General features: G+C 71.9%; 19 protein-coding genes. 1 reads left to right on the top strand and 18 read right to left on the bottom strand.

Annotated features, from left to right (window positions below):
- Window positions 1-51: 51 nt before the first annotated feature.
- From LZ017_RS03890 to LZ017_RS03870, 5 genes are all read right to left on the bottom strand, one after another.
- Window positions 52-1,134, bottom strand: a complete 1,083-nt coding sequence (locus tag LZ017_RS03890; RefSeq protein ID WP_241298761.1) for a nucleotidyltransferase family protein — start codon at window positions 1,132-1,134, stop codon at window positions 52-54.
- On the bottom strand, window positions 1,131-2,054 hold the full coding sequence (locus LZ017_RS03885) for an HprK-related kinase A (protein ID WP_241298760.1): 924 nt from the start codon (window positions 2,052-2,054) through the stop codon (window positions 1,131-1,133). The genes LZ017_RS03890 and LZ017_RS03885 overlap by 4 nt, the downstream gene beginning before the upstream one ends.
- Window positions 2,051-2,419: an HPr-rel-A system PqqD family peptide chaperone gene (locus LZ017_RS03880; RefSeq protein ID WP_241298759.1), complete on the bottom strand. Its 369-nt coding sequence runs from the start codon at window positions 2,417-2,419 to the stop codon at window positions 2,051-2,053. Before LZ017_RS03880 ends, LZ017_RS03885 begins: the two co-directional genes overlap by 4 nt.
- Before the next feature lie 15 nt (window positions 2,420-2,434).
- Complete coding sequence (locus LZ017_RS03875; protein WP_241298758.1) at window positions 2,435-3,085, bottom strand: hypothetical protein; 651 nt, start codon at window positions 3,083-3,085, stop codon at window positions 2,435-2,437.
- Between the two features lie 159 nt (window positions 3,086-3,244).
- Window positions 3,245-4,138: a neutral zinc metallopeptidase gene (locus tag LZ017_RS03870; RefSeq protein WP_241298757.1), complete on the bottom strand. Its 894-nt coding sequence runs from the start codon at window positions 4,136-4,138 to the stop codon at window positions 3,245-3,247.
- Window positions 4,139-4,356: 218 nt separating this feature from the next.
- Between LZ017_RS03870 and LZ017_RS03865 the strand changes: the two genes are divergently transcribed.
- Window positions 4,357-5,334 carry an SGNH/GDSL hydrolase family protein gene (locus tag LZ017_RS03865; RefSeq protein WP_241298756.1) on the top strand — a complete coding sequence of 326 codons (978 nt, stop codon included), beginning with the start codon at window positions 4,357-4,359 and terminating at the stop codon, window positions 5,332-5,334.
- On the opposite strand, the gene LZ017_RS03860 is transcribed toward LZ017_RS03865, so the two are convergent.
- The 13 genes from LZ017_RS03860 to LZ017_RS03800 form a co-directional block, all read right to left on the bottom strand.
- Window positions 5,327-7,222: an ABC transporter ATP-binding protein gene (locus LZ017_RS03860; protein ID WP_241298755.1), complete on the bottom strand. Its 1,896-nt coding sequence runs from the start codon at window positions 7,220-7,222 to the stop codon at window positions 5,327-5,329. The genes LZ017_RS03865 and LZ017_RS03860 overlap by 8 nt on opposite strands.
- Window positions 7,223-7,418: 196 nt before the next feature.
- The gene (locus LZ017_RS03855) at window positions 7,419-9,110 is read right to left on the bottom strand and encodes an alkaline phosphatase family protein (RefSeq protein WP_241298754.1); all 1,692 of its coding nucleotides are present in this window, start codon (window positions 9,108-9,110) and stop codon (window positions 7,419-7,421) included.
- 90 nt (window positions 9,111-9,200) lie between these two features.
- On the bottom strand, window positions 9,201-9,479 hold the full coding sequence (locus LZ017_RS03850) for a hypothetical protein (RefSeq protein WP_241298753.1): 279 nt from the start codon (window positions 9,477-9,479) through the stop codon (window positions 9,201-9,203).
- Window positions 9,476-10,717, bottom strand: coding sequence for a glycolate oxidase subunit GlcF (gene glcF, locus LZ017_RS03845; protein ID WP_241298752.1), 1,242 nt, complete (start codon window positions 10,715-10,717; stop codon window positions 9,476-9,478). The genes LZ017_RS03850 and glcF overlap by 4 nt, the downstream gene beginning before the upstream one ends.
- A complete protein-coding gene (glcE, locus tag LZ017_RS03840; RefSeq protein WP_241298751.1) occupies window positions 10,717-11,805 on the bottom strand; it encodes a glycolate oxidase subunit GlcE in 1,089 nt (362 codons plus the stop codon). Before glcE ends, glcF begins: the two co-directional genes overlap by 1 nt.
- Window positions 11,805-13,307 (bottom strand): FAD-linked oxidase C-terminal domain-containing protein, encoded by a 1,503-nt coding sequence (locus LZ017_RS03835; RefSeq protein WP_241298750.1) that lies wholly within the window; start codon window positions 13,305-13,307, stop codon window positions 11,805-11,807. Before LZ017_RS03835 ends, glcE begins: the two co-directional genes overlap by 1 nt.
- A 17-nt stretch (window positions 13,308-13,324) precedes the next feature.
- Entirely contained in the window at window positions 13,325-14,986 is a 1,662-nt protein-coding gene (locus LZ017_RS03830) for an L-lactate permease (protein WP_241298749.1), read from the bottom strand.
- 210 nt (window positions 14,987-15,196) lie between these two features.
- Window positions 15,197-16,081 carry a LysR substrate-binding domain-containing protein gene (locus tag LZ017_RS03825; RefSeq protein WP_241298748.1) on the bottom strand — a complete coding sequence of 295 codons (885 nt, stop codon included), beginning with the start codon at window positions 16,079-16,081 and terminating at the stop codon, window positions 15,197-15,199.
- Complete coding sequence (locus tag LZ017_RS03820; protein WP_241298747.1) at window positions 16,078-17,247, bottom strand: FIST N-terminal domain-containing protein; 1,170 nt, start codon at window positions 17,245-17,247, stop codon at window positions 16,078-16,080. The genes LZ017_RS03825 and LZ017_RS03820 overlap by 4 nt, the downstream gene beginning before the upstream one ends.
- 23 nt (window positions 17,248-17,270) lie before the next feature.
- Window positions 17,271-17,960 (bottom strand): PhaM family polyhydroxyalkanoate granule multifunctional regulatory protein, encoded by a 690-nt coding sequence (locus LZ017_RS03815; RefSeq protein ID WP_241298746.1) that lies wholly within the window; start codon window positions 17,958-17,960, stop codon window positions 17,271-17,273.
- 63 nt (window positions 17,961-18,023) lie between these two features.
- Window positions 18,024-18,701, bottom strand: coding sequence for a MarC family protein (locus LZ017_RS03810; protein WP_241298745.1), 678 nt, complete (start codon window positions 18,699-18,701; stop codon window positions 18,024-18,026).
- Window positions 18,702-18,768: 67 nt separating this feature from the next.
- On the bottom strand, window positions 18,769-19,716 hold the full coding sequence (locus tag LZ017_RS03805) for a TraB/GumN family protein (RefSeq protein WP_241298744.1): 948 nt from the start codon (window positions 19,714-19,716) through the stop codon (window positions 18,769-18,771).
- On the bottom strand, window positions 19,713-20,219 hold the full coding sequence (locus LZ017_RS03800; protein ID WP_241298743.1) for a TIGR02281 family clan AA aspartic protease: 507 nt from the start codon (window positions 20,217-20,219) through the stop codon (window positions 19,713-19,715). The genes LZ017_RS03805 and LZ017_RS03800 overlap by 4 nt, the downstream gene beginning before the upstream one ends.
- Between the last annotated feature and the right edge of the window lie 19 nt (window positions 20,220-20,238).

Here is a 20,238-nt window from a genome sequence, read left to right as displayed (position 1 = left end):
TGACCCTGGGCAGGGGGCCCGGGCCTGCGGTCCCATGGGCGCCGGGCCGGATCAGGCCTGCTCGGGCAGCGCGGGCGGCGACAGCCGCATCCAGGCCTTGCGTGCCAGGTGGGCGCTGAGCAGCGGCAGCGGCATGCGCAGCCAGTGCGAGCGCACATACAGCGCAAAACGGGCGAGACGCTCGGTGGCGCCGTCGCAGCTGGGATGGTGGGGCCGCAGCGCGCGGCGGTAGAGCGCGCGCATCAGCGGCGCGCGCCAGCGCGGCGGGCCGTCGGCGCGGCTGGCGGCGAGCAGCTGGGGCGGCACGGGGGTCTGCAGCAGCTCGTGGCACAGCCACAGCGCGTAGTACAGCGGCAGGCCCAGGCCCAGCGCACGGGCGCGCGGCAGCAGGGCCGCCCAGAAGTCCGGCGTGGCGCCGAAGTGGCGCAGCAGCGCGTCCAGGTCCAGCAGGTCGCGCAGGCCGCTTTCCAGCTCGCCCTCCTGGAACAGGTGGGTGGCGCTGTGCAGCAGCAGGTCGGCAGGCGCCAGCGCGGACAGCCCCGGCCATTCGGGCAGCGGCTGCAGCGCGTCGAACAGCAGCGCGTTGCGCACCGCGATGCGCGAGGTGGGCGGCAGCAGCGCATGGTGCAGGTCCAGCACGCTGGCGCGGTGGCGGTGGCGCAGCGGCGGGATTTCATGCATCCAGCGCCGGTAGTAGCGCTGGTCGTAGGCCGACATGGGCTCGGGCTCCCAGCCTTGGCGCAGCAGCGCGCTCTCGGTGCGCTCCAGCTGTTCGCGCGGCACCAGCAGGTCGACGTCGCCGAACATGCGGCCCCGCGCCAGCGGCAGGCCCAGGGCCTGGTAGGCGGCGCCCTTGAGCAGCACCGGGCGCAGGCCTTCGCCGTCCAGCGCGCGGGCGATGCAGCGCAGCTCCCAGCGTGTCATCTGCGCCTGGCGCTGCACCAGCCGGCGCGCGGCCTCCAGGTGCAGGCGCGGGGCCTCGGGGACGGTCAGCTGCGGCGTGGCGGCCAGCCGGCGGTCCAGCTCGGCGAGCAGGCGGGCGGCCCGCGCCTGGCGCACCAGCAGGTCCCAGCCGGACTCGGGCAGCGCCCGCGCCTGCGCCGGGTCCAGCAGCACGCGCAGCAGCAGGCTCATCGCGCCGCCTCCGGCCGCGGGCACAGCGCGTCGAAGGCGGCCATGGCCTCGTCCAGGCGGCTGTAGCGGAACTCCAGGCATTGCGCCTCGTCGACCAGGCGGGTCAGCGCGTCGAAGCCGGCCTCGCCATGGACGTGGTAGTTGAAGGACTGCTCGGCGAGCAGGATCATTGCGCGCGCCTTGTCGCAGCGCGTCATCGAGGTGGCGGCGCCGGCCTCATAGCGTGGCAGCACCACCCAGGCCGGGCGCGCGGGCACGCGGCGCTGGCGCACGCTGTCGGGCGGCGGCGCGAGCAGCGCGACGCGGCCCTTGGTGGTGTCGGCAATGGGGGTGCCGAAGCGGCTGGCGGGCGCGAAGGCCTGGATCAGCGCGATGGCGTCGTTCTTCAGGTTGACCGGCCGCGCCATGCCGCGCAGCAGGCCGCTCGGCATGTCCAGCAGGCCCAGTTCGTCGCTGAGCAGACGCCAGCCATGGTGCATCAGCGCCGCGCACAGCGTGCTTTTGCCCGAGCCCGGCGGCGCCGGCAACACCACGGCCTGCTCGCCGCGCGCCAGCACCGCGGCGTGGATCACCAGGTACTGGTGGGCATGCGACGCGACGCACCAGTTCAGCCCCCACTCCACCATCACCGGGCCATGCGGCGCGGGCAGCGGCAGGAAGGCGGGCTGGCCGTCGTAGAAGAAGCGCGCTTGCGGGCGCAGCCAGCCGCGCAGCCCGGGTTCGCGGCGCACTTCCAGGTGGAAGTCGGCGAAGCGCTCGGGCGGCAGCAGCTCGAAGTCGGCATAGAGGCCCTGCAGCTCCTGCGCCAGGCGTGGCAGCCCGCTGCGCAGCCGCGCGACGAAGGGCGCGATGTCCAGCAACAGCTCGCCGCGCCGCAGGCGGCGCGCGAAGTCGGGCACGCTCAGCTCGGCGACCTTCATGAGCGGGCGGACATGGAAGCATCGGCCGGGATCGAGGCCAGCACGCCCAGCCGCTCCAGCCGGCGCAGCTGCTGCAGCAGCACGGCGAGGGCCTGGTCGTCCAGCGGTTCGCCGGGCGGGTCGTCCTGCAGTTCGTCCTGCAGCTCGGCGAGCAGGGCTTCGGGGGTGCGCGGCTGGCCGTGGGTGCGCAGGCGCTCCATCAGGTCCAGCGCGAGGGAGGACACCAGATGGGTGTCGCCGCTGGCGCGGTCGAAGACCAGCGCCGAATCCTCGTCGGGCCAGCTCCGCGCGACGAAACGTCCGGGATCCGCGGCCCAGCGCCAGGCCCAGGCCTCCTGGGTGGCGTACGCCTCTTGCGAGTGCACCCCGTGGTCAGGGAATCAGGGGCGGACGATCCAGTTGTCGTACAGATAGGTCATGATCTTGGACTCGTCCCAGCCGCTGCCATCCACGCCATTGGGCGAGTAGACCCCGTCCAGCATCGCGGTGATCTGGTCGGAGGTATTGGACTTCAGGCACTGGCCCACGGTGCCGGGCAGCAGCTTGGCGTTGAGCTTGGCCACGACCATGTACTTCTGGAAGGTGGTGCCGTTGTTCAGCACGTACCAGACGGTCTGGCTGCCGCTGCAGCCCTTGGGGAAGGGGCCCGAGCTGCCGAACAGCGTCGCCAGCGTGTAGTTCTTGGAGGTGCCGGTCACGCCGTAGGTGCTGCTCTGCGTGCCCAGCTTGCACCAGGGATAGCCCACCGGCGAGTGGTAGGTGTTGTTCTTCCACTCGGTGATGGTCCAGCACTCGTTGACGATCTCGGCGTCGGCGGCGCGCGCGGTCACGCTGGCGGTGGCGTTGACCTGGGCGGAGCCCCAGGCGGACGCGGTGTTGCAGTGCCAGGCGCGCACCGGCTGGCTGGCCAGGGTCAGGCCCACCGGCACGGCGCCGGCCTTCAGCAGGCGGCGGCGGCTGGACGACAGCGGAGCCTTGACGGGCTCGGTGCCGCGAGCTTGCGGAGCTTCGGGGGTGCTGCGGTTGACCATGGCTGGGCTTTCAGTGGAATGCGGAACGCGGACAGGCATGCTATGCGGATTCGCCCGGCCGTGTATGCGAAGTGTTCCACATTCGGCCGCCGCGGCGTTTGCGGCGGCCCCCCTGAACGGGTGGAGGGCCGGCGCGGCCCCTGCCATCCGGGGGGCGGGTCAGAGCCGCTGGCTGCCGAAGGTGTCACAGCCGGACAGATCGCCGGCCTCCAGGCCGCGGCGGAACCAGCGCACGCGCTGTTCGCTGCTGCCGTGGGTGAAGCTTTCCGGCACCACCGGACCGCCGGCGCTGCGCTGCAAGGCGTCGTCGCCGATGCGGGAGGCCGCGTTCAGCGCCTCCTCGACATAGCCGGACTCCAGCCATCCCTTGGCCGCCTGGGCGCGCGCCGCCCAGACGCCGGCATAGCAGTCGGCCTGCAGCTCAAGCCGCACGCTGAGGCCACGGTAGACGCGATCCGACACGCGGCTGCGCGCCTCGTCCAGTTTCGCGGTGATGCCTTGCAGATTCTGCAAGTGATGGCCAACTTCATGGGCGATCACATAGGCCTGCGCGAAGTCGCCCGGCGCGCCCAGGCGCTCTTTCAGCGTGGCGTAGAAGCCCAGGTCGATGTAGACGCTGCGATCGCCGGGGCAGTAGAAGGGGCCCATGGCCGCGACGCCCTGGCCGCAGGTGGTGCCGGTCTGGCCGCTGAACAGCACCAGCTTGGGCGGGCGGTATTCCATCTGCTGGCGCGCGAAGTAGTCGCGCCAGACGTCCTCGGTGCTGGCCAGGATGGTGCTGACGAAGCGGCCCGGGCTGTCCTGCGGCTTGGCGCGCGGCGCGGCGGGGGACTCCGGCGCGGCCGTGCCGGGCACGCCGCCGTCCAGCATCTGCAGCACGTTGCCCGGGTCCAACCCGAACAGCCAGGCGGCCAGCAGCGCGACGACCACGCCACCCAGCCCCAGGCCGCGTCCGCTGCCCAGGCGCATGCCGCCACCGCTACCGCCACCGCCGCCGGGCTGGCCGCGCCGGTCTTCCACGTTGTCGCTTTCGCGCTCGCCTTCCCACTTCATGCCGGACCTCCTCGGGCGCGGTCCCTGGTGGCCGGCCCTGAGTGGGATTGTGATTGTTCGACGTCATCGCCGGGGCTGGGGTCGGCCCGCGATCGCGGCGGGCCACCCCCTCGAAACAGGTGGGAGCTCCCCCCGGCGTTGCCGTTGACAGGGTCGGGCCGCGACCCGGATGCTGTGCATGGCGCATAGCGCACATGGGACATCAGGGAGAGCCAGTCATGAAATTGTTTGAGATCGTCCGGTCGGGCGTGGCCGCGGGCGTATTGGGTCTGAGCCTGGGCGCGGTCCAGGCCAGTGCTTACAGTCAGTTCGTCGTCTTTGGCGACAGCCTGTCGGACGCGGGCAATGTCGCCGTGGCACGTGGCACCGACGCCGGGCAGGTGATCGGCGGCAACGGCTATTTCGCCAGCCTGCCCTATGCCGGTGGCACCTACAGCACCGGCCCGGTCTGGAGCCAGCGCTATGCCGCCGGGCTGGGGCTGAGCGCCGCGCCGGCGCTGCTGGGCGGCAGCAACTACGCCTTCGGTGGCGCGATGACCGGCGACGAGACGCCCGGCGGCTCGCCCAGCCTGCGCACGCAGATGCAGATGTACCTGGGCGGCCACGGGCTGCAGGCCGATCCCGATGCGCTCTATGTGCTCAGCGCGGGCGGCGGCAACGCGCTGCGCGGGCTGCTGGCGGTGCTGGGTGGCGCCGATCCGGCGCAGACGCTGCAGACCCAGGCGGCGCATTTCGCCGATGACCTGGGCTACATCGTCGACGGGCTGCAGGCCGCGGGCGCGCGCCACATCGTGGTCTGGAACGCGCCGGACTTCGGGCTGACGCCGCTGGCCGGCAGCTTCGGCCCCGGCGGCGCGGGGCTGGCCACGGCGCTGTCGATGGCGATGAACCAGGCGCTGGACCAGCGCCTGTCGGGCAGCTCGGTGGCGCGCTTCGACGTGTTCTCGGCGCTGCACCAGGTGGCGGCAAACGCGCAGGGCTATGGCCTGAGCAATGTGGCCGACGCCTGCGGCGCGCTGGCCGGCTGCGACCCAGAGCATGCGCTCTTCTGGGACGGCATCCATCCGACCGCGCGCGGCCACGAGCTGCTGGCCGAGTTCATGCGCGAACGGGCGGTGCCGGAACCGGCCTCGCTGGGCTGCGCGCTGCTGGCGCTGGCCCTGCTGGGCTGGAGCCGGCGCCGCCGGGTCAGCTGACGGGTTCCTCGGTGATCGCCTCGGCCGCGTCGTCGTCCTCGTCCTCGCGCGGCGCGGGCGCGTCCTCGTCGACCAGGAAGCCGCCGCTCTGGTGCGCCCACAGCCGGGCGTAGAGACCGCCCTGCGCGAGCAGGCTGGCGTGGTCGCCCTGCTCGACGATGCGGCCCTGGTCCATCACGATCAGCCGGTCCATCGCCGCGATGGTGGAGAGCCGGTGCGCGATCGCGACCACGGTCTTGCCCTCCATCAGCCGGTACAGGCTGCGCTGGATCGCGGCCTCGACCTCGGAGTCCAGCGCGCTGGTGGCTTCGTCCAGCAGCAGGATGGGCGCGTCCTTGAGCATCACGCGGGCGATGGCGACGCGCTGGCGCTGGCCGCCGCTGAGCTTGACGCCGCGCTCGCCGACATGGGCGTCGTAGCCCTGGCGGCCCTTGGGGTCGCTGAGGCCCTGGATGAACTCGTGCGCCTCGGCGCGCTGGGCGGCGGCGATCATCTGCGCGTCATCGGCGTCGGGCCGGCCGTAGAGCAGGTTGTCGCGCACCGAGCGGTGCAGCAGCGAGGTGTCCTGGGTCACCATGCCGATCTGGGCGCGCAGGCTGTCCTGGGTCACGTGGGCGATGTCCTGGCCGTCGATGAGTACGCGGCCCTTCTCGATGTCGTGGAAGCGCAGCAGCAGGTTCAGCAGCGTGCTCTTGCCCGCGCCGGAGCGGCCCACCAGGCCGATCTTCTCGCCCGGGTGGATGGTCAGGTCCAGCCCGTGCAGCACGGTCTTGCCGCTGCCGTAGCCGAAGTCCACCTGGTCGAAGCGCAGCTCGCCGCGGCTGACCTGCAGCGGGCGGGCGTCCTCGGCGTCGCGGATCGCGACCGGACGCGACAGCGTGGTGATGCCGTCCTGCACGGTGCCGATGTGCTCGAACAGGCTGGCCATCTCCCACATGATCCAGTGCGAGATGCCGTTCAGGCGCAGCGCCATCGCGGTGGCCGCGGCGACCGCGCCCACGCCCACCTGGCCCTGGGTCCACAGCCACAGCGTCATGCCGGCGGTGCTGGCGATCAGGCCCATGGACAGCGCATGGTTGACGATCTCGAAGCCGCTGATCAGGCGCATCTGGCGGTAGGCGGTCTGCAGGAACTCCTGCATCGCGCCGCGCGCGAAGCCGGCCTCGCGCTGGCTGTGCGAGAACAGCTTGACGGTGCTGATGTTGGTGTAGGCGTCGGTGACGCGGCCGGTCATCAGGCTGCGCGCGTCGGCCTGCGCCGCCGCCGCCTTGCCCAGGCGCGGCACGAAGTAGACCAGTGCCGCGACATAGGCCGCCAGCCACAGCAGGAAGGGGCCCAGCAGGGTCAGGTCGAAGCTGCCCACCACGCCCAGCATGGTGACGAAGTAGATGCCGACGAAGACCAGGATGTCGGTGATGATCAGCACCACCTCGCGCACCGCCAGCGAGGTCTGCATCAGCTTGGCCGAGACGCGCCCGGCGAACTCGTCCTGGTAGAAGCTCATGCTCTGGCCGAGCAGGTGGCGGTGGAAGTTCCAGCGCAGCCGCATCGGGAAGTTGCTCGACAGCCCCTGGTACTTGCACATCGCCTGCAGCGCGATCAGCAGCGGGCTGGCCATCAGGATGCCGAACAGCAGCAGCAGCTTGGGCTTCTGCGTGTCCCACCACTGGGCCGGCGGCACCGCGGCCAGCCAGTCCACGACCGAGCCCAGCATGGAGAACAGCAGGGCCTCGAAGGCGCCGATGCCCGCCGTGAGCAGGGTGAGCACGAGGATCAGGCCGCGCATGCCTTGCGTGCCCGCCCAGATGAAAGCGAAGAAGCCGGCCGGCGGCTGCGGCGGCGGGGTCTCGGGGAAGGGGTTGACGCGTCTCTCGAACCAGCTGAACACGGGGGCTCACCTTCGTGGGGTGATGAACAGCCGGTCAGCGTAGCGCAAGCGGGTTGCCGGCCTTGTCAGCAGGCGGCGGGTGGTGGGAGCGGCCGCCCGAATGGCGGCCGGGGCGGTTGGACGGCGGCGCGCGCGATGCGCACGCCGCCCGGGCCCCGCGGCCCGGCGAGCCCCGGTGTGGCCCCGGGGCGGGCGCTCAGCGCGCCATGGCGGGCACGGGCAGCGGCTTGCCCTGGGCCTGCGCCGGCGCGGGAATGCCCAGCAGGCGCGCCAGCGTGGGCGCGATGTCGGCCACTTCGACCGGCGTCTTCACCTCGCCCTGGCCCAGCCAGCCCGGTCCCCAGCCGAGGATGGGCACATGGGTGTCGTAGCGGTAGGGCGAGCCATGGGTGGTGCCGCCGATGCGCGAGCCCAGCATCCAGCCCGGTTTGACGACGATCTGCAGCGGCGCGGCGACGTCCGGGTGCCAGGACTTGCGCATCTGCGCCAGGTGCGGCGTGGCCGTGTCGTCGCCGGCCAGCTGGGCGCGCGTGAAGGCGGCCTGTACGCCGGGCAGCTGCTCGGCCGCGCGCTTGGCCTCGGCGTAGACTGCGTCGGGCTCCAGACCCTTGCTGCGGATCAGCGCCTCGTCGAAGAGCACGCCGGTGGCCGAGAAGTTGAGCGCCCAGCGGCCTTCGCCATAGCGCTGCGACAGCCCGGTGTTGATCGCCGCGATCACCTGGGCCGGCGGCAGGCGGCCGGCATCGCGGCCCTGGGTCTTGGCCCATTCGGGCGTGTCCATGAAGCCGTGGTCGGCGGTCAGCAGCGCGACGTAGTTGTCGCGTCCGACCTTGGCGTCCAGGTACTGGAAGAAGCCCTGCAGATAGCGGTCCAGGTGCAGGAAGTGGTCGTGCGACAGGCGCGACTCGGGGCCGAAGGCATGGTTGACGTAGTCGTGGCTGGACAGGCTCACCGACAGGATGTCGGTCTTGTCGTCGGCGCCTAGCTGCTCGCCTTCGATCGCGCTGCGCGCGAAGGCCAGCGTGATCTCGTCGCCAAAGGGGCTGGGCAGGATGTTGCCGTAGAAGCGCGGCCCCGGGCCGTCCATGCCGGCGCCCAGCACGGCGGGCAGCTTGTTGCCGTTGCCGCTGTTGGCCTGCCAGGGCTGGCCGTCCGGCACCGAGCGGGCGTAGTCGGCTTCCTTCAGCAGCGGCGCCCAGGTCTTGCCGAAGAAGGCGTCGGCCGGCTTGGCGGCGTTGAAGGCCTCGACCCAGGCCGGGTGCTGCTGCATGTAATAGGTGCTGGACGCGAACTGGCCGCTGGCGCCCATGAACATATAGGCCGTGCCCTTGTGGCCGGCGGGCAGGATGGCGCCGCGGTCCTTGCCGGAGATGCCGATGACCTTGGATTCGGGCTGCAGCGTGCGCAGCACATCGCCGACGGTCTCGACCTTGTAGTTGCGCGGGCTGGTGCCGGCCAGCGGCTCGGTCTTGTTGCCGATGTACTGGTATTGGCTGTCGCCGGTGCAGTAGACCGGCTCGCCGCTCTGGCGGTCGCGCCATTCGTTGCCGATGATGCCGCTGCGCTGCGGGTAGGCGCCCGACAGCATCACCGAGTGGCCGGCCGCGGTGACGGTGTAGCCGTGGCCGTAGTGCGCGTCGGAGAACCACAGGCCGCGGTCCAGGAAGCGGCGGAAGCCGTCGGGCTGCAATTGGTCGCGGTAGCCCAGCACCTGGCGCATGGGCAGGCCGTCGACGACCATGAAGACCACCAGTTTGGGTGGCTTGGGCGCGGGGCCGGCGGCCGGCGGGCTGGAGGTGGCGCAGCCGGCGAGCAGGCCCAGGGCCAGCAGGGCCGGCGCCAGCGCGCGGATGGAGGGAAGGCGGGAGAAGGCAGGACGCAGGACCATGGCGTGCGGGCAGGGCGGAGCGTGGGAAGCGCGCAGTATCGCTCCGCACGCCGCGCCGAGGGGCGCACAGCGGTCAGCGTTTGCCCGCCCTCACTCGGGGTCGATCCGGGTGACCTGGGCCTTGTAGCTTTCCAGGAATCCCAAGGTGTAGGCCTTCACGGCGGCGCCGCTGGGCGACTCTTTGCCGGTCTCCTCACGGATCTGCGCCTCGATCAGCGCGAGGAACTCGTCCTTGGGCATCCTGCCGGAGCGCACCAGCGCGTCGGTCATCGCGCTGAGCACATGCAGGAGGCCGATGACAATGCCGGACGTGAGTTCCGGGCTCATGCCTTCGGGGCCGGCGCCCCCGTCTTTGCGGGAGAGGCTCATGGCTGTTGCAGCGCCTCGTCCAGCACCTCGACCCAGTGGCGCACCGGCGTGCCGGTGCCGGCCTGCAGGTGCTGGATGCAGCCGATGTTGGCGGACACGATGGTCTGGGCCTGCAGCGGCGCCAGCGCGGCGAGCTTGCGTTCGCGCAACTGCTTGGACAGCTCGGGCTGCAGCACGGAGTAGGTGCCGGCCGAGCCGCAGCACAGGTGGCTGTCGCAGGGCGCGAGCTCGATGCGGAAGCCCAGCTCGCGCATCAGGCCCTCGACGCCGCCGCGCAGCTGCTGGCCGTGCTGCAGCGTGCAGGGCGGGTGGTAGGCCAGCGTGGGGCGCTGGGCCCGGGTGTCCAGCACGGCCTTCAGGCGCGGGGCCAGCGCGGGCAGCAGTTCGCTGAGGTCGCGGGTCAGCTCGCTGATGCGGCGCGCCTGGTCGGCATAGGCCGGGTCGTGGGCGAGCAGGCGGCCGTAGTCCTTCACCGTCGCGCCGCAGCCGGAGGCGTTCATCACCAGGGCCTCGACCTCGCCGGCCTGGACGCGCGGCCACCAGGCGTCGATGTTGCGCCGCGCATCGGCCAGGCCGCCCTCATGGTCGTTGAGGTGGCTCCGGATCGCGCCGCAGCAGCCGGCCTCGTCGGCGACCAGGGTCTGGATGCCGACGGCGTCGAGCACGCGCGCGGTCGCGGCGTTGATGTTGGGCATCATGGCCGGCTGCACGCAGCCCATCAGCATCAGCACCTTGCGCGGGTGCTGGCGCTGGGGCCACTGGTGGGCGCGCGGCCCCGGGCGCGCCGGCACCTTGTCGCGCAGCGACTCGGGCACCAGCGGGCGCAGTGCCTGGCCCAGGCGCAGCGCGGGCTTGAACAGCGGCGAGGTCAGCCCTTCCTTGAGCAGCCAGCGGCGCGCGCGTTCGCCCGCGGGCCGCGCCACCTTGGCCTCGACGACCTGGCGGCCGATCTCGACCAACTGGCCGTACTGCACGCCGGACGGGCAGGTGGACTCGCAGTTGCGGCAGGTCAGGCAGCGGTCCAGGTGGGCCTGGGTCGCGGCCGTGGGCGGCGTGCCTTCCAGCACCTGCTTGATCAGGTAGATGCGGCCGCGCGGGCCGTCCAGCTCGTCGCCCAGCAGCTGGTAGGTGGGGCAGGTCGCGGTGCAGAAGCCGCAATGCACGCAGCGGCGCAGGATGGCCTCGGCCGCCTCGCCTTCGGGCGTGCCTTGGAACTCGGGAGACAGATGGGTTTGCATCAGAGCTCGGGATAGAGGCGGCCGGGGTTGAAGACGCCCTGCGGGTCGAAGCGGGTCTTCAGTTCGCGGTGGATGCGCGCCAGCGGGGCGGAGAGCGGGGTGAAGGCGCCGGGACTCTTGTCCTGCGCGGCGAACAGCGTGACATGGCCGCCGACCGCGGCGACGGCGCCCCGCAGTGCCTCGGGCGCCATCGGCGTCACCACCCAGCGCTGGGCGCCGCCCCATTCCACCAGCTGTTCGCCATGCAGCGCCAGCGCCGGCGCGGTGCTGGGCACGCTGATGCGCCACAGCCGCGCGCCGCCGGCCACGGCGCGGCGGGCGCCGGCGAAGAACTCGTCGCTCTGGTCGCGCAGGCCTTGCCAGAAGGCCGTGGCCATTTCGTCGGGGATGGCGTCGCCGCCCAGGCGCTGGGTCGCGGCGTCCACCGCGGCGCGCGCGCCGGCCAGGCGCAGCACGAGCGCGCCGTCCCACCAGGCGCTGGCGGAGATGGGCAGCGGCTGGCCGCCCCAGCGGTTGAGCTGCTGCAGCGCCGCTTCCTGCGTGGCCTCGAAGCGCAGCGTGCGCGTGGCCACCGGCTGGGGCAGCACCTTCAGCGAGACCTCGACGATCAGCCCCAGCACGCCCAGGCTGCCCGCCATCAGGCGCGAGAGGTCGTAGCCGGCCACGTTCTTCATCACCGTGCCGCCGAAGTGCAGCAGCTCGCCACGGCCGTTGAGCAGGGCCACGCCCAGCACATGGTCGCGCACCGAGCCGGCCGTGGCGCGCGCCGGGCCGGACAGCCCGGACGCGACCATGCCGCCCACGGTGCCGTGGCCTGTCGCGCCGCCCAGGCGCGGCGGCTCGAAGGCCAGGTGCTGCTGCTGGGTCGCGAGCAGCGCCTCCAGCTCGGCCAGCGGCGTGCCGGCGCCGACGGTGACGACCAGCTCGCTGGGCTCGTAGGCGCGCACGCCGGCCAGGCCCAGCGTGGACAGGGGCTCGCCGCGCGGCGTGCCGCCATAGAAGCGCTTGCTGCCATGGCCGAGGATTTCAAAGGACTGGCCGCGCGCGCCGGCCTCGCGGATGCGGTCCTGCAGGAAGGCGATAGACATCAGAAGCGCTCCAGTTCCGGGAACGGCAGCAGGCCGCGCTTCACATGCATCTTTCCGTACTCCGCGCAACGGTGCAGCGTGGGGATGACCTTGCCGGGGTTGAGCAGCTCGGCGGGGTCGAACGCGGCCTTGAGCGCCAGCATCTGCGCGCGCTCCTCGGGCGAGAACTGCACGCACATGCTGTTGAGCTTCTCCACGCCCACGCCGTGCTCGCCGGTCACCGTGCCCCCCATCTCCACGCTGGTTTCCAGGATCTCGGCGCCGAAAAGCTCGCAGCGGCGCAGCTGGTCGGGGTCGTTGGCGTCGAAGAGGATCAACGGGTGCAGGTTGCCGTCGCCGGCATGGAAGACATTGGCGCAGCGCAGCCCGTACTTCTGCTCCATCTGCTGGATCGCGAGCAGGATGTCGGCCAGGCGCTTGCGCGGGATGGTCGAGTCCATGCACATGTAGTCCGGGCTGATGCGACCCGACGCGGGGAAGGCGTTCTTGCGCCCGCTCCAGAAGCGCAGGCGCTGCGCCTCGTCCTCGCTGACGGCGATCTGCGTGGCGCCGCTGTCGCGCAGCACGGCGCTCATGCGCTCGATCTCCTCGGCCACCTCCTCGGGCGTGCCATCGCTTTCGCACAGCAGGATGGCCTCGGCCGTCAGGTCGTAGCCGGCGTGCACGAAATCCTCCACCGCCGCGGTCATGGGCTTGTCCATCATCTCCAGCCCGGCCGGGATGATGCCGGCGGCGATGATGGCCGCGACCGCGTCGCCGGCCTTGCGCAGGTCGTCGAAGCTGGCCATGATGCAGCGCGCCAGCAGGGGCTTGGGCGTCAGTCGGACCGTGACCTCGGTGATCACGGCCAGCATGCCTTCGCTGCCGACGACCACGCTGAGCAGGTCCAGCCCGGCCGCGTCCAGCGCCTCGGCGCCGAACTCCACCGGCTCGCCCTCGACCGTGAAGCCGCGCACGCGCAGCACGTTGTGCAGCGTCAGCCCGTACTTCAGGCAGTGCACGCCGCCGGAGTTCTCGGCGACGTTGCCGCCGATGGTGCAGGCGATCTGGCTGCTGGGGTCGGGCGCGTAATAGAGCGCATGCGCCGCCGCGGCCTCGGAGATCGCAAGGTTGCGCACACCGCACTGCACGCGCGCGGTGCGCGCCAGCGGGTCCACGGCCAGGATCTGGTTGAACTTGGCCAGGGCCAGCGTCAGGCCCATGGGGTGGGGCATGGCGCCGCCGGACAGCCCGGTGCCGGCGCCGCGCGCCACCACCGGCACGCCCAGGCGATGGCAGGCCTGCAGCACCGCGGCCACCTGGGCCTCGGTTTCGGGCAGCGCCACCGCCAGCGGACGCTCGCGGTAGGCGGTGAGGCCGTCGCATTCATAAGGCGTGGTGTCCTCGGACTGCCACAGCAGCGCATGCGCCGGCAGCAGCGGGCGCAGCGCATCGACCAGGCGGGCCTGGGCGGCGGCGCGCTCGCCGGGCGCGGCGGCGGGGAGCTCGGAAAAGGCGTTCATCGACGCTTAGTCTAGGGTCAATGCACGACCATCAGCGTGAACGGCCAGACGTAGGCCTGCAGCGTCACCAGCACGCCGACCAGGCAGGCCAGCACGATGGAGTGCACGAAGACATAGCGCAGGATGTCGCCCTCGTGGTTGAACCAGCGCGTCGCGGTGGAGGCGACGACGATGGACTGGGCGTCGATCATCTTGCCCATCACGCCGCCGGAGCTGTTGGCCGCGCCCATCAGGTTGCCCGACAGCCCGAGCTGCTCGGCCGCGACCTTCTGCATGCCGCCGAAGAGCACGTTGGACGCGGTGTCCGAACCGGTCAGCGCCACGCCCAGCCAGCCCATCAGCGTGCCGAAGAAGGGGTAGAACACGCCGGTCGACGCGAAGGCCAGGCCCAGCGTGGTGTCCAGCCCGGAGTAGCGCGTCAGCGTGCCCAGCGCCAGCATCAGCACGATGGTCAGCAGCGAGTAGCGCACCAGCCACAGCGTGCGGAAGAAGTGCTTGAGCAGCGACGGCAGGCCATAGCCCATCACCAGGCCGCCGATGACCGCGGCGACGAAGATGCCGGTGCCGGTGGCCGACAGCAGGCCCAGCACGTACTCGGCGCCTTCGGCCGTGGGCTTGAGCACCACGGGCGGCATCTTCTCGATCAGCTTGTGCAGGCCTTCGATCGGGAACTTGGGCGCGAACAGCCCGTTCAGATAGGTCTTGGTCGCGGGCAGGCCCCAGACGAAGACGAAGACGGTCAGGATGACCCAGGGCGTCCAGGCCTTCACCACGGCCGCGGTGCTGTGCTGGCGCGGCGCGACGGGCTGGCTGGCGACACCGCCGTCCTTCTCGCGGCCCTTCAGCGACACCGAGGTCCAGATGGTCTTGGGCTGCCAGACGCGCAGGAAGCCGACCAGCGCGACCATGGAGCAGATCGCGGCGATCACATCCACCAGTTCCGGCCCCATGTAGTTGGAGACCAGGAACTGCGGCACCGCGAAGGCCACGCCGGTGACCAGGATCGCGGGCCAGATTTCCATCATGGCCTTGCGCCCGGCGAAGGCCCAGATCAGCCAGAAGGGCACCAGCACCGAGAAGAAGGGCAGCTGGCGGCCGATCATGGCCGAGACCTCGAGCACGTCGTAACCATGCACCTTGGCCAGCGTGATCACCGGCGTGCCCAGCGCGCCGAAGGCCACCGGCGCGGTGTTGGCGATCAGGCTCAGCCCCGAGGCCGCCAGCGGCGAGAAGCCCAGGCCGATCAGGATGGCCGCGGTCACCGCCACCGGCGTGCCGAAGCCCGCCGCGCCTTCGAAGAAGGCGCCGAAGGCGAAGGCGATCAGCAGCAGCTGCAGACGGCGGTCCTGGGTGATGCCGGCGATGGAGTCCTGCAGCACCTGAAAGCTGCCGTTCTGTTCGGTCAGCTGGTGCAGGAAGATGATGTTGAGCACGATCCAGCCGATGGGCAGCAGCCCGGTCAGGCCGCCCAGCAAAGCCGCCCGCCCGGCCATGCCGGCGGGCATGCCGAACGCGAAGACCGCGATCGCCAGCGCCGCGACCAGGCCGGCCGCGGCCGCGATATGGGCTTTCAGGTGCAGAAAGCCCAGGCCGATGAGCATCACCGCGACGGGAATCACCGCCACCAAGGTGCTCAGCGTCATGCTGTGAAAGGGGTCGTAGACCTGTTGCCAGACCATGCTTGTCTCCTGTTGTCGATGGCGCACAAACGTGCGGACAACGGATGTCCGGTGCGTGCGCGAGGCGCAATGGTCGGATTTCGCACGAATCGGGCGCGTGAAACTTCCCGACAACCCGATTGAGCATTTTTCAGCCGGAGGGCTGACACAGGGTCAACCCTGAGAGCAGGGCGGCACAGCCGCGGCGTGGAGGCGTCCGCGGCGGCGGGCTCAGGCGAGCACGCGCACCAGCCAGTCGACGAAGGCGGCGCACTCCCAGCGTTCCAGGGTGCCGGGCCGCCAGCACAGCCAGTGATGGAAGGGCGAGGGCACGGTGCGCGGCGACAGGCGCAGCAGCCGGCCCGAGTCCAGCCACATCAGCCCCAGCTTCATGCGCATCAACGCCACGCCGAAACCGGCCGCGGCGGCATCGGCGACCAGGCCCACATCGTTGAACTGCGCGCCCTCGCGCGGTTCGGACAGCAGCAGGCCATGGGCCTGGAACCAGGTGTTCCAGGGGTCGAGCGGGCTGCGGATCAGGCGTGCGCGGGCGATGTCCTCGGCGCGGTCGAACTCGCCGAAGGGGCCGAACTCATGCAGGTACTCGGGGCTGCAGACCGGGGTGACCTCGTCGCTGAGCACGCGCCGGCATTCCATGCCGGGCAGCGGGCCGAGGCTGTAGCGGACCTCCAGGTCGGCGTCGTCGTGCTTCTGGTCGCCCAGCGGCACCGAGACCTGCATCACCAGTTCGATGTCCGGGTAGGCGTGGCGGAACAGCGCCAGGCGCGGCAGCAGGATCTGGCGCGAGAAGGTGGGCGTGACCGCCAGGCGCAGGCGCACCGGGCGCTCGACGTGGTCGGCCCGGCCGGGCACCTGCTGCAGCGACTTCAGCCCCTGGCGCACCGGCCCCAGGTAGGCCAGCCCGTCGGCGGTGAGGCTGAAGTCGCGCTTGAACAGCTTGAGCCCCAGCTGCGACTCCAGCTGGCGGATGCGGTGGCTGACCGCGCTGGGCGTGACCGCCAGCTCCTCGGACGCCAAGTTCACGCTGCGCAGCCGGCTGACCGCCTCGAACGCGAGCAGGCACTGGATGGGCGGGATGCGCGGCGGGGGGCTCATCGCGCGCCCTCGGCCGGCGACAGGAACACGGTCAGCACGCCGGTGTAGCCATAGAGCTTGTCATGGGCGATCTCGCCGGCGGCGAAGAAGCCCGCCAGCGGCAGATCGCCCAACGCGTGGCGCACCCATTGCAGCTCGGCCGACGGCGCGCCGAAATGCGGGCCGCCGCGGCCGGCGCAGCTGAAGTACAGCGCGCCCGCCATGCGCTGCTCGCGGTCCTCGGCCTCGGCGCGGATCTCGGTGCAGATGCGCAGCAGGTCGCGCCGCGCGGCCTCGGCATCGCGCACGCAGAAGCTCAGTGCATCGCCGGACTCCAGCCGCTCGGCCACCGCGACCGCGCGCCGCGCCGGGTCCACGCCCAGCAGGTGGCGCACGCGGATCTCGGCGCCATAGCCCGGCCGGCGCGCTTCGCGCTCGTGGCGCAGTCCCGCCAGCGTGTTGCGCAGGCGCGGCAGCAGGCCGCGCAGCGCGGCCTGGTTGCTCGCCGCGGGCAGTCCCAGGTCTTCCAGCAGGCAGTCCAGCGCCGGCCGGCCGTCCAGTTCCAGCAGCAGCCCGCCTTCGCAGGCGCTGATGCGGCGCTCCGGCCCCAGCGGCTGGCAGCCTTGGCTGACGCGCGAGACCAGCGCCACCTGCGGCCCCAACGCCAGCCCGGAGAAACCGCCGCTGAACACGCCGTCGGCCAGCTGCAGCGTCTGTTCGCGGCCGGAAACCAGGCCGCCGAACAGGTAGTGGTCCTGGCTGCGCCCGGCCAGTTCGGTGATCAGCTCCTGCAGCTCCGGCGTGCCGCCATCGGCGTGCAGCTGCAGCGTCGCGGCCGGCCAGTGGCCCAGCGGCCGCACGCCGGAGAACACCCGCCACTGGTCGCGCGGCAGGTCGCAGACCTGCAGCACCAGCGCCGGCTCGTCGAAATACTCGACGCCGGTGGCGCACAGCCCGACGGCCGAACAGCCCACCCAGGCCAGCCCGGGCCAGCGCTGGCGCAGCTCCTCCAGCAGGGGCTGCGCCTGTCCGGCGAAGAGCTCGCTGAAATACACCCAGCCCAGCGTCGGCCGAGGGCCCTCCGCCCACAGCGGCGTGGCCAGCTGGGCGTCGATTTGCGCCGCGGCCAGCGCCAGCGCCATGAAGGCGTCCGGATGCGTGGCGTGGGCGTGGATGAAGCGCGCCATGGAGGCCGGTCGGCGCCCGGGGGTCAGGTCTTGCGTGATCGGGAAGCGGCCGGACGGCGCGCCGTCGTCTTGCCGGCCGGCTTGGCCGCCGCGCCGGCGACGGTCTTGGCCACGCTGCCCGCCACCGCGCCGGCCATCGCGCCGGGCACGGCGGCGGCCTTGCGCAGGGTTTCGCCGGCGGCATCGAAGCTTTGCTTGACCATCGCACCCGCGAGGTTCTTCGCGGCGTCGGTGGCGCCTTCCTTCATCGCCGTGGTGGCCAGCTGGGTGAACTGCTGACTGAGCGCGGACCACCACTGCATCGGGTCCACCGGCAGCGCGGCCGCTTCGGCCGCGGGTTGCTTGGCGTCGGCGGCGGCGGGGCGTGACGCGCGGCCCGCTGGCTTGCCGGCGTCCGTGGCCGCCGGCGCGGGGGCCGCGGGCTTGAGCACGTCCTTCAGGTCGGCCATGGGCACGTTCATCGCCTGCAGCGTGGACAGGGTCATGCGCTGCACCTCCAGGGCCTGGATGGTGGCGCCCAGCATGCGCGCGTTCTGCTCCAGCCAGAACTGCACGGTGCGCAGCTCCTCGATGCGCTTTTCCAGCTCCTGCGGGTTCAGCGTCGGGGCCACCCACTGACCTATGCCCGGCAGCGCGGCGCCGGCGTTCTTCACCAGGCCCTGCAGGAAGTCGAAACCGGGAACGAATTTGCTGAAGCTGCTGCTGTCGGCCATGAGGCCCTCCGTTCGCGTTGCCAGTGTGCGGATGTTAATGGGCGGGGGTGTCGGCCGGCTTCTTCAGCCTCCTGCGTGCAGGGCGTTGAGTTCGCTCCAGCCGGTCCACAGGATCTGTATGCCGATGCACAGCAGGATGAAGGCGCTCATGCGCATCATCACCAGCGTGCCGATGCTGCCCAGGCGCATCAGCAGCCGGCCGGCATGGCGGAACACCAGGTAGATCACCAGCGCGGTCAGCGCCGCGCCCAGCGCCGCGATGCCGGCGCCGGCCACGTAGAGCAGCGGTTTGCGCGGCAGCTGGGCGCCCAGCGCGATGCAGGCGGCGATGGAGCCGGGACCGGTGGTCAGCGGAAAGGTCAGCGGGAAGAAGCTGCGCCGCGCGATCTCGGATTCGCCGAGGTCGGGGCTGGACTGGTTGCGCACCGCGGCGCGCACCGCGTCGGCCTCCTGGCTGCTGAGCATCTGCCAGGCGCTGCTGGCCACCAGCAGCCCGCCACCGACGCGCACGATGGGCAGCGAGATGCCGAACAGGTCCAGCACATAGGTGCCGACCAGCATGGAGACCACGATCACGAACCAGCCGTTCAGCGCCACCTGGCGCGAGAGCTTCTTCAGCATGTGCTCCTGGCCGCCGGCCATGGTCAGCACGATAGGGGCGGCGCCCAGCGGGTTGATGATGGGCAGCAGGGTCAGCGGGACCAGCAGCAGCGATTGCAGGACCGAGGGCAGGGCTTCCACGGGTGTCGGGCTCTCGAGAGGACGGAGAGCGGCAGTGTGCCGCAGAACGGCGCCCGCGATCCCCGGGTCAGCGCGGATGGACGGCGCTGACCTCGAAACCCAGCTCGCGCAGCAGCCGCGGCAAGGCCTGCGGGCCGGTCATGTGCAGCGCGCCCACGGCCGCCAGCAGCGGCGGCCCCTCGGCATGCAGCGCGGCGATGCGGCGCGCCAGCGCGGGGTTGCGCTCGTCATTGAGGCGCGCCAGCATCTGGCGCGTCGGGCCCTCGGGGTCGCAGTCGCACCAGCGGCCGGTGTCCTGCAGCGCGGCCAGGTCGCCGGCGGCCCACAGCGCGGCCAGCGTGCGCATCTGCGGCCGGTTGCGGCCACGCTCCAGCGCTTCCAGGCCTTCCGCCAGTTCGGCGCGGGCGAGCCCGGCATCGGCGGGGATCAGCGCCTGCAGCTGCAGCGCCGCGCTTTCCAGCGCCAGCACCGGCAGGCCATGCTGGCGCGCCCAGACGGCCAGCATCAGGTCCTGGCCGTAGAGCACGTCCATGCCGTCGCGGCGCGCGTCCAGCAGGCTCAGCAGGCTCAGGCCGAGCAGCGGATGCTGGCGTTCCAGCGCCGCGGCGTCCAGGCATTGCGCGCGCGCCTGCGCGGCCAGGCGCTGGCGCAGCGGCGCGTCCAGGGGTAGCGGCGGCGTGGGCGGCATTTGCAGCGCGGCGGGGTCCAGCGGGTCCAGCTCCAGCGCGATGCGGCGCACGCCCGCGAGCGCCTGCTGCAGCCGTGGGCCGGGGTAAGCCCATCCGGGCTGGCCCAGGTGCAGCGTGGCGTAGAGATAGGAGTCGCGGCCATCGCGGCGCAGCCGCCACAGCATGCCGCGGTCGCTGGCCTGTTCGGCCAGCTGGGCGGCGGCCAGCGGCGCGGGCGCGGCGGGGCAGGCTGGTGGCGCGGGCGGCTCCAGCGCCGCCGCCCGCAGCGGGGCGAGCAGCAGCAACAGCCGGGCGAGCCGGTGCCAGGGGCGAAGAGCGCGGGTCATGGGGTGGTCACCGGGGCCTGGATGCGCAGTTCGCCGCCTTGCTGGCTGAAGCGCAGGCGCGACAGCACATCCATGCCCAGCAGTGGCGATTCCAGCTGGGGCAGCACCATCACGCGCAGCCGCTGCGCGCTGACGCCGCCCTGCAACTGCAGATCGGTGCGTGCGATGCGGCCCTGCGCGGTGCCGCCAGCGGTCTGCGACAGTGCGAAGCCCTCGGTCTCCAGCGCCAGCTCGCGCGCCAGCGCCTCGGGCAGCGCGGTGCTGGTGGCGCCGGTGTCGACCAGGAAGTCCACCATGCGGCTGTGCTGCGGCCCTCGCAGCTGGCCGCGCCAGTGGAAATGGCCGTCGGGGCCGCGCTGCAGCACGATCTCGCCGCCGGCGATCTCGATGCGGCTCTGCGCACGCTGGTGCTCCCAGGCCTTGAAGCCCAGGAATCCCAGCGTGAGGATGAGCAGCCACAGCGTGGCGAGCTTGAAGGTGGAGGGCAGTTCGCGGGCGGACATGGAACGATGGTGGAGCCTG

Source organism: Pelomonas sp. CA6, assembly GCF_022549225.1.
GTDB lineage: Bacteria > Pseudomonadota > Gammaproteobacteria > Burkholderiales > Burkholderiaceae_C > Roseateles.
Note: the sequence above shows the minus strand (reverse complement) of the source record. Positions and strands in the feature narration are given on the sequence as shown.

What these genes read in the sequence shown, in the direction of transcription:
- LZ017_RS03805 (WP_241298744.1), bottom strand. Translation starts at nt 19,716, where the DNA reads ATGACCCGCGCTCTTCGCCCCTGGCACCGGCTCGCCCGGCTGTTGCTG.
- LZ017_RS03835 (WP_241298750.1), bottom strand. Translation starts at nt 13,307, where the DNA reads ATGAACGCCTTTTCCGAGCTCCCCGCCGCCGCGCCCGGCGAGCGCGCC.
- LZ017_RS03850 (WP_241298753.1), bottom strand. Translation starts at nt 9,479, where the DNA reads ATGAGCCTCTCCCGCAAAGACGGGGGCGCCGGCCCCGAAGGCATGAGC.
- LZ017_RS03875 (WP_241298758.1), bottom strand. Translation starts at nt 3,085, where the DNA reads ATGGTCAACCGCAGCACCCCCGAAGCTCCGCAAGCTCGCGGCACCGAG.
- LZ017_RS03830 (WP_241298749.1), bottom strand. Translation starts at nt 14,986, where the DNA reads ATGGTCTGGCAACAGGTCTACGACCCCTTTCACAGCATGACGCTGAGC.
- LZ017_RS03800 (WP_241298743.1), bottom strand. Translation starts at nt 20,219, where the DNA reads ATGTCCGCCCGCGAACTGCCCTCCACCTTCAAGCTCGCCACGCTGTGG.
- LZ017_RS03820 (WP_241298747.1), bottom strand. Translation starts at nt 17,247, where the DNA reads ATGGCGCGCTTCATCCACGCCCACGCCACGCATCCGGACGCCTTCATG.
- LZ017_RS03815 (WP_241298746.1), bottom strand. Translation starts at nt 17,960, where the DNA reads ATGGCCGACAGCAGCAGCTTCAGCAAATTCGTTCCCGGTTTCGACTTC.
- LZ017_RS03825 (WP_241298748.1), bottom strand. Translation starts at nt 16,081, where the DNA reads ATGAGCCCCCCGCCGCGCATCCCGCCCATCCAGTGCCTGCTCGCGTTC.
- glcE (WP_241298751.1), bottom strand. Translation starts at nt 11,805, where the DNA reads ATGTCTATCGCCTTCCTGCAGGACCGCATCCGCGAGGCCGGCGCGCGC.
- LZ017_RS03865 (WP_241298756.1), top strand. Translation starts at nt 4,357, where the DNA reads ATGAAATTGTTTGAGATCGTCCGGTCGGGCGTGGCCGCGGGCGTATTG.
- LZ017_RS03890 (WP_241298761.1), bottom strand. Translation starts at nt 1,134, where the DNA reads ATGAGCCTGCTGCTGCGCGTGCTGCTGGACCCGGCGCAGGCGCGGGCG.
- glcF (WP_241298752.1), bottom strand. Translation starts at nt 10,717, where the DNA reads ATGCAAACCCATCTGTCTCCCGAGTTCCAAGGCACGCCCGAAGGCGAG.
- LZ017_RS03855 (WP_241298754.1), bottom strand. Translation starts at nt 9,110, where the DNA reads ATGGTCCTGCGTCCTGCCTTCTCCCGCCTTCCCTCCATCCGCGCGCTG.
- LZ017_RS03870 (WP_241298757.1), bottom strand. Translation starts at nt 4,138, where the DNA reads ATGAAGTGGGAAGGCGAGCGCGAAAGCGACAACGTGGAAGACCGGCGC.
- LZ017_RS03885 (WP_241298760.1), bottom strand. Translation starts at nt 2,054, where the DNA reads ATGAAGGTCGCCGAGCTGAGCGTGCCCGACTTCGCGCGCCGCCTGCGG.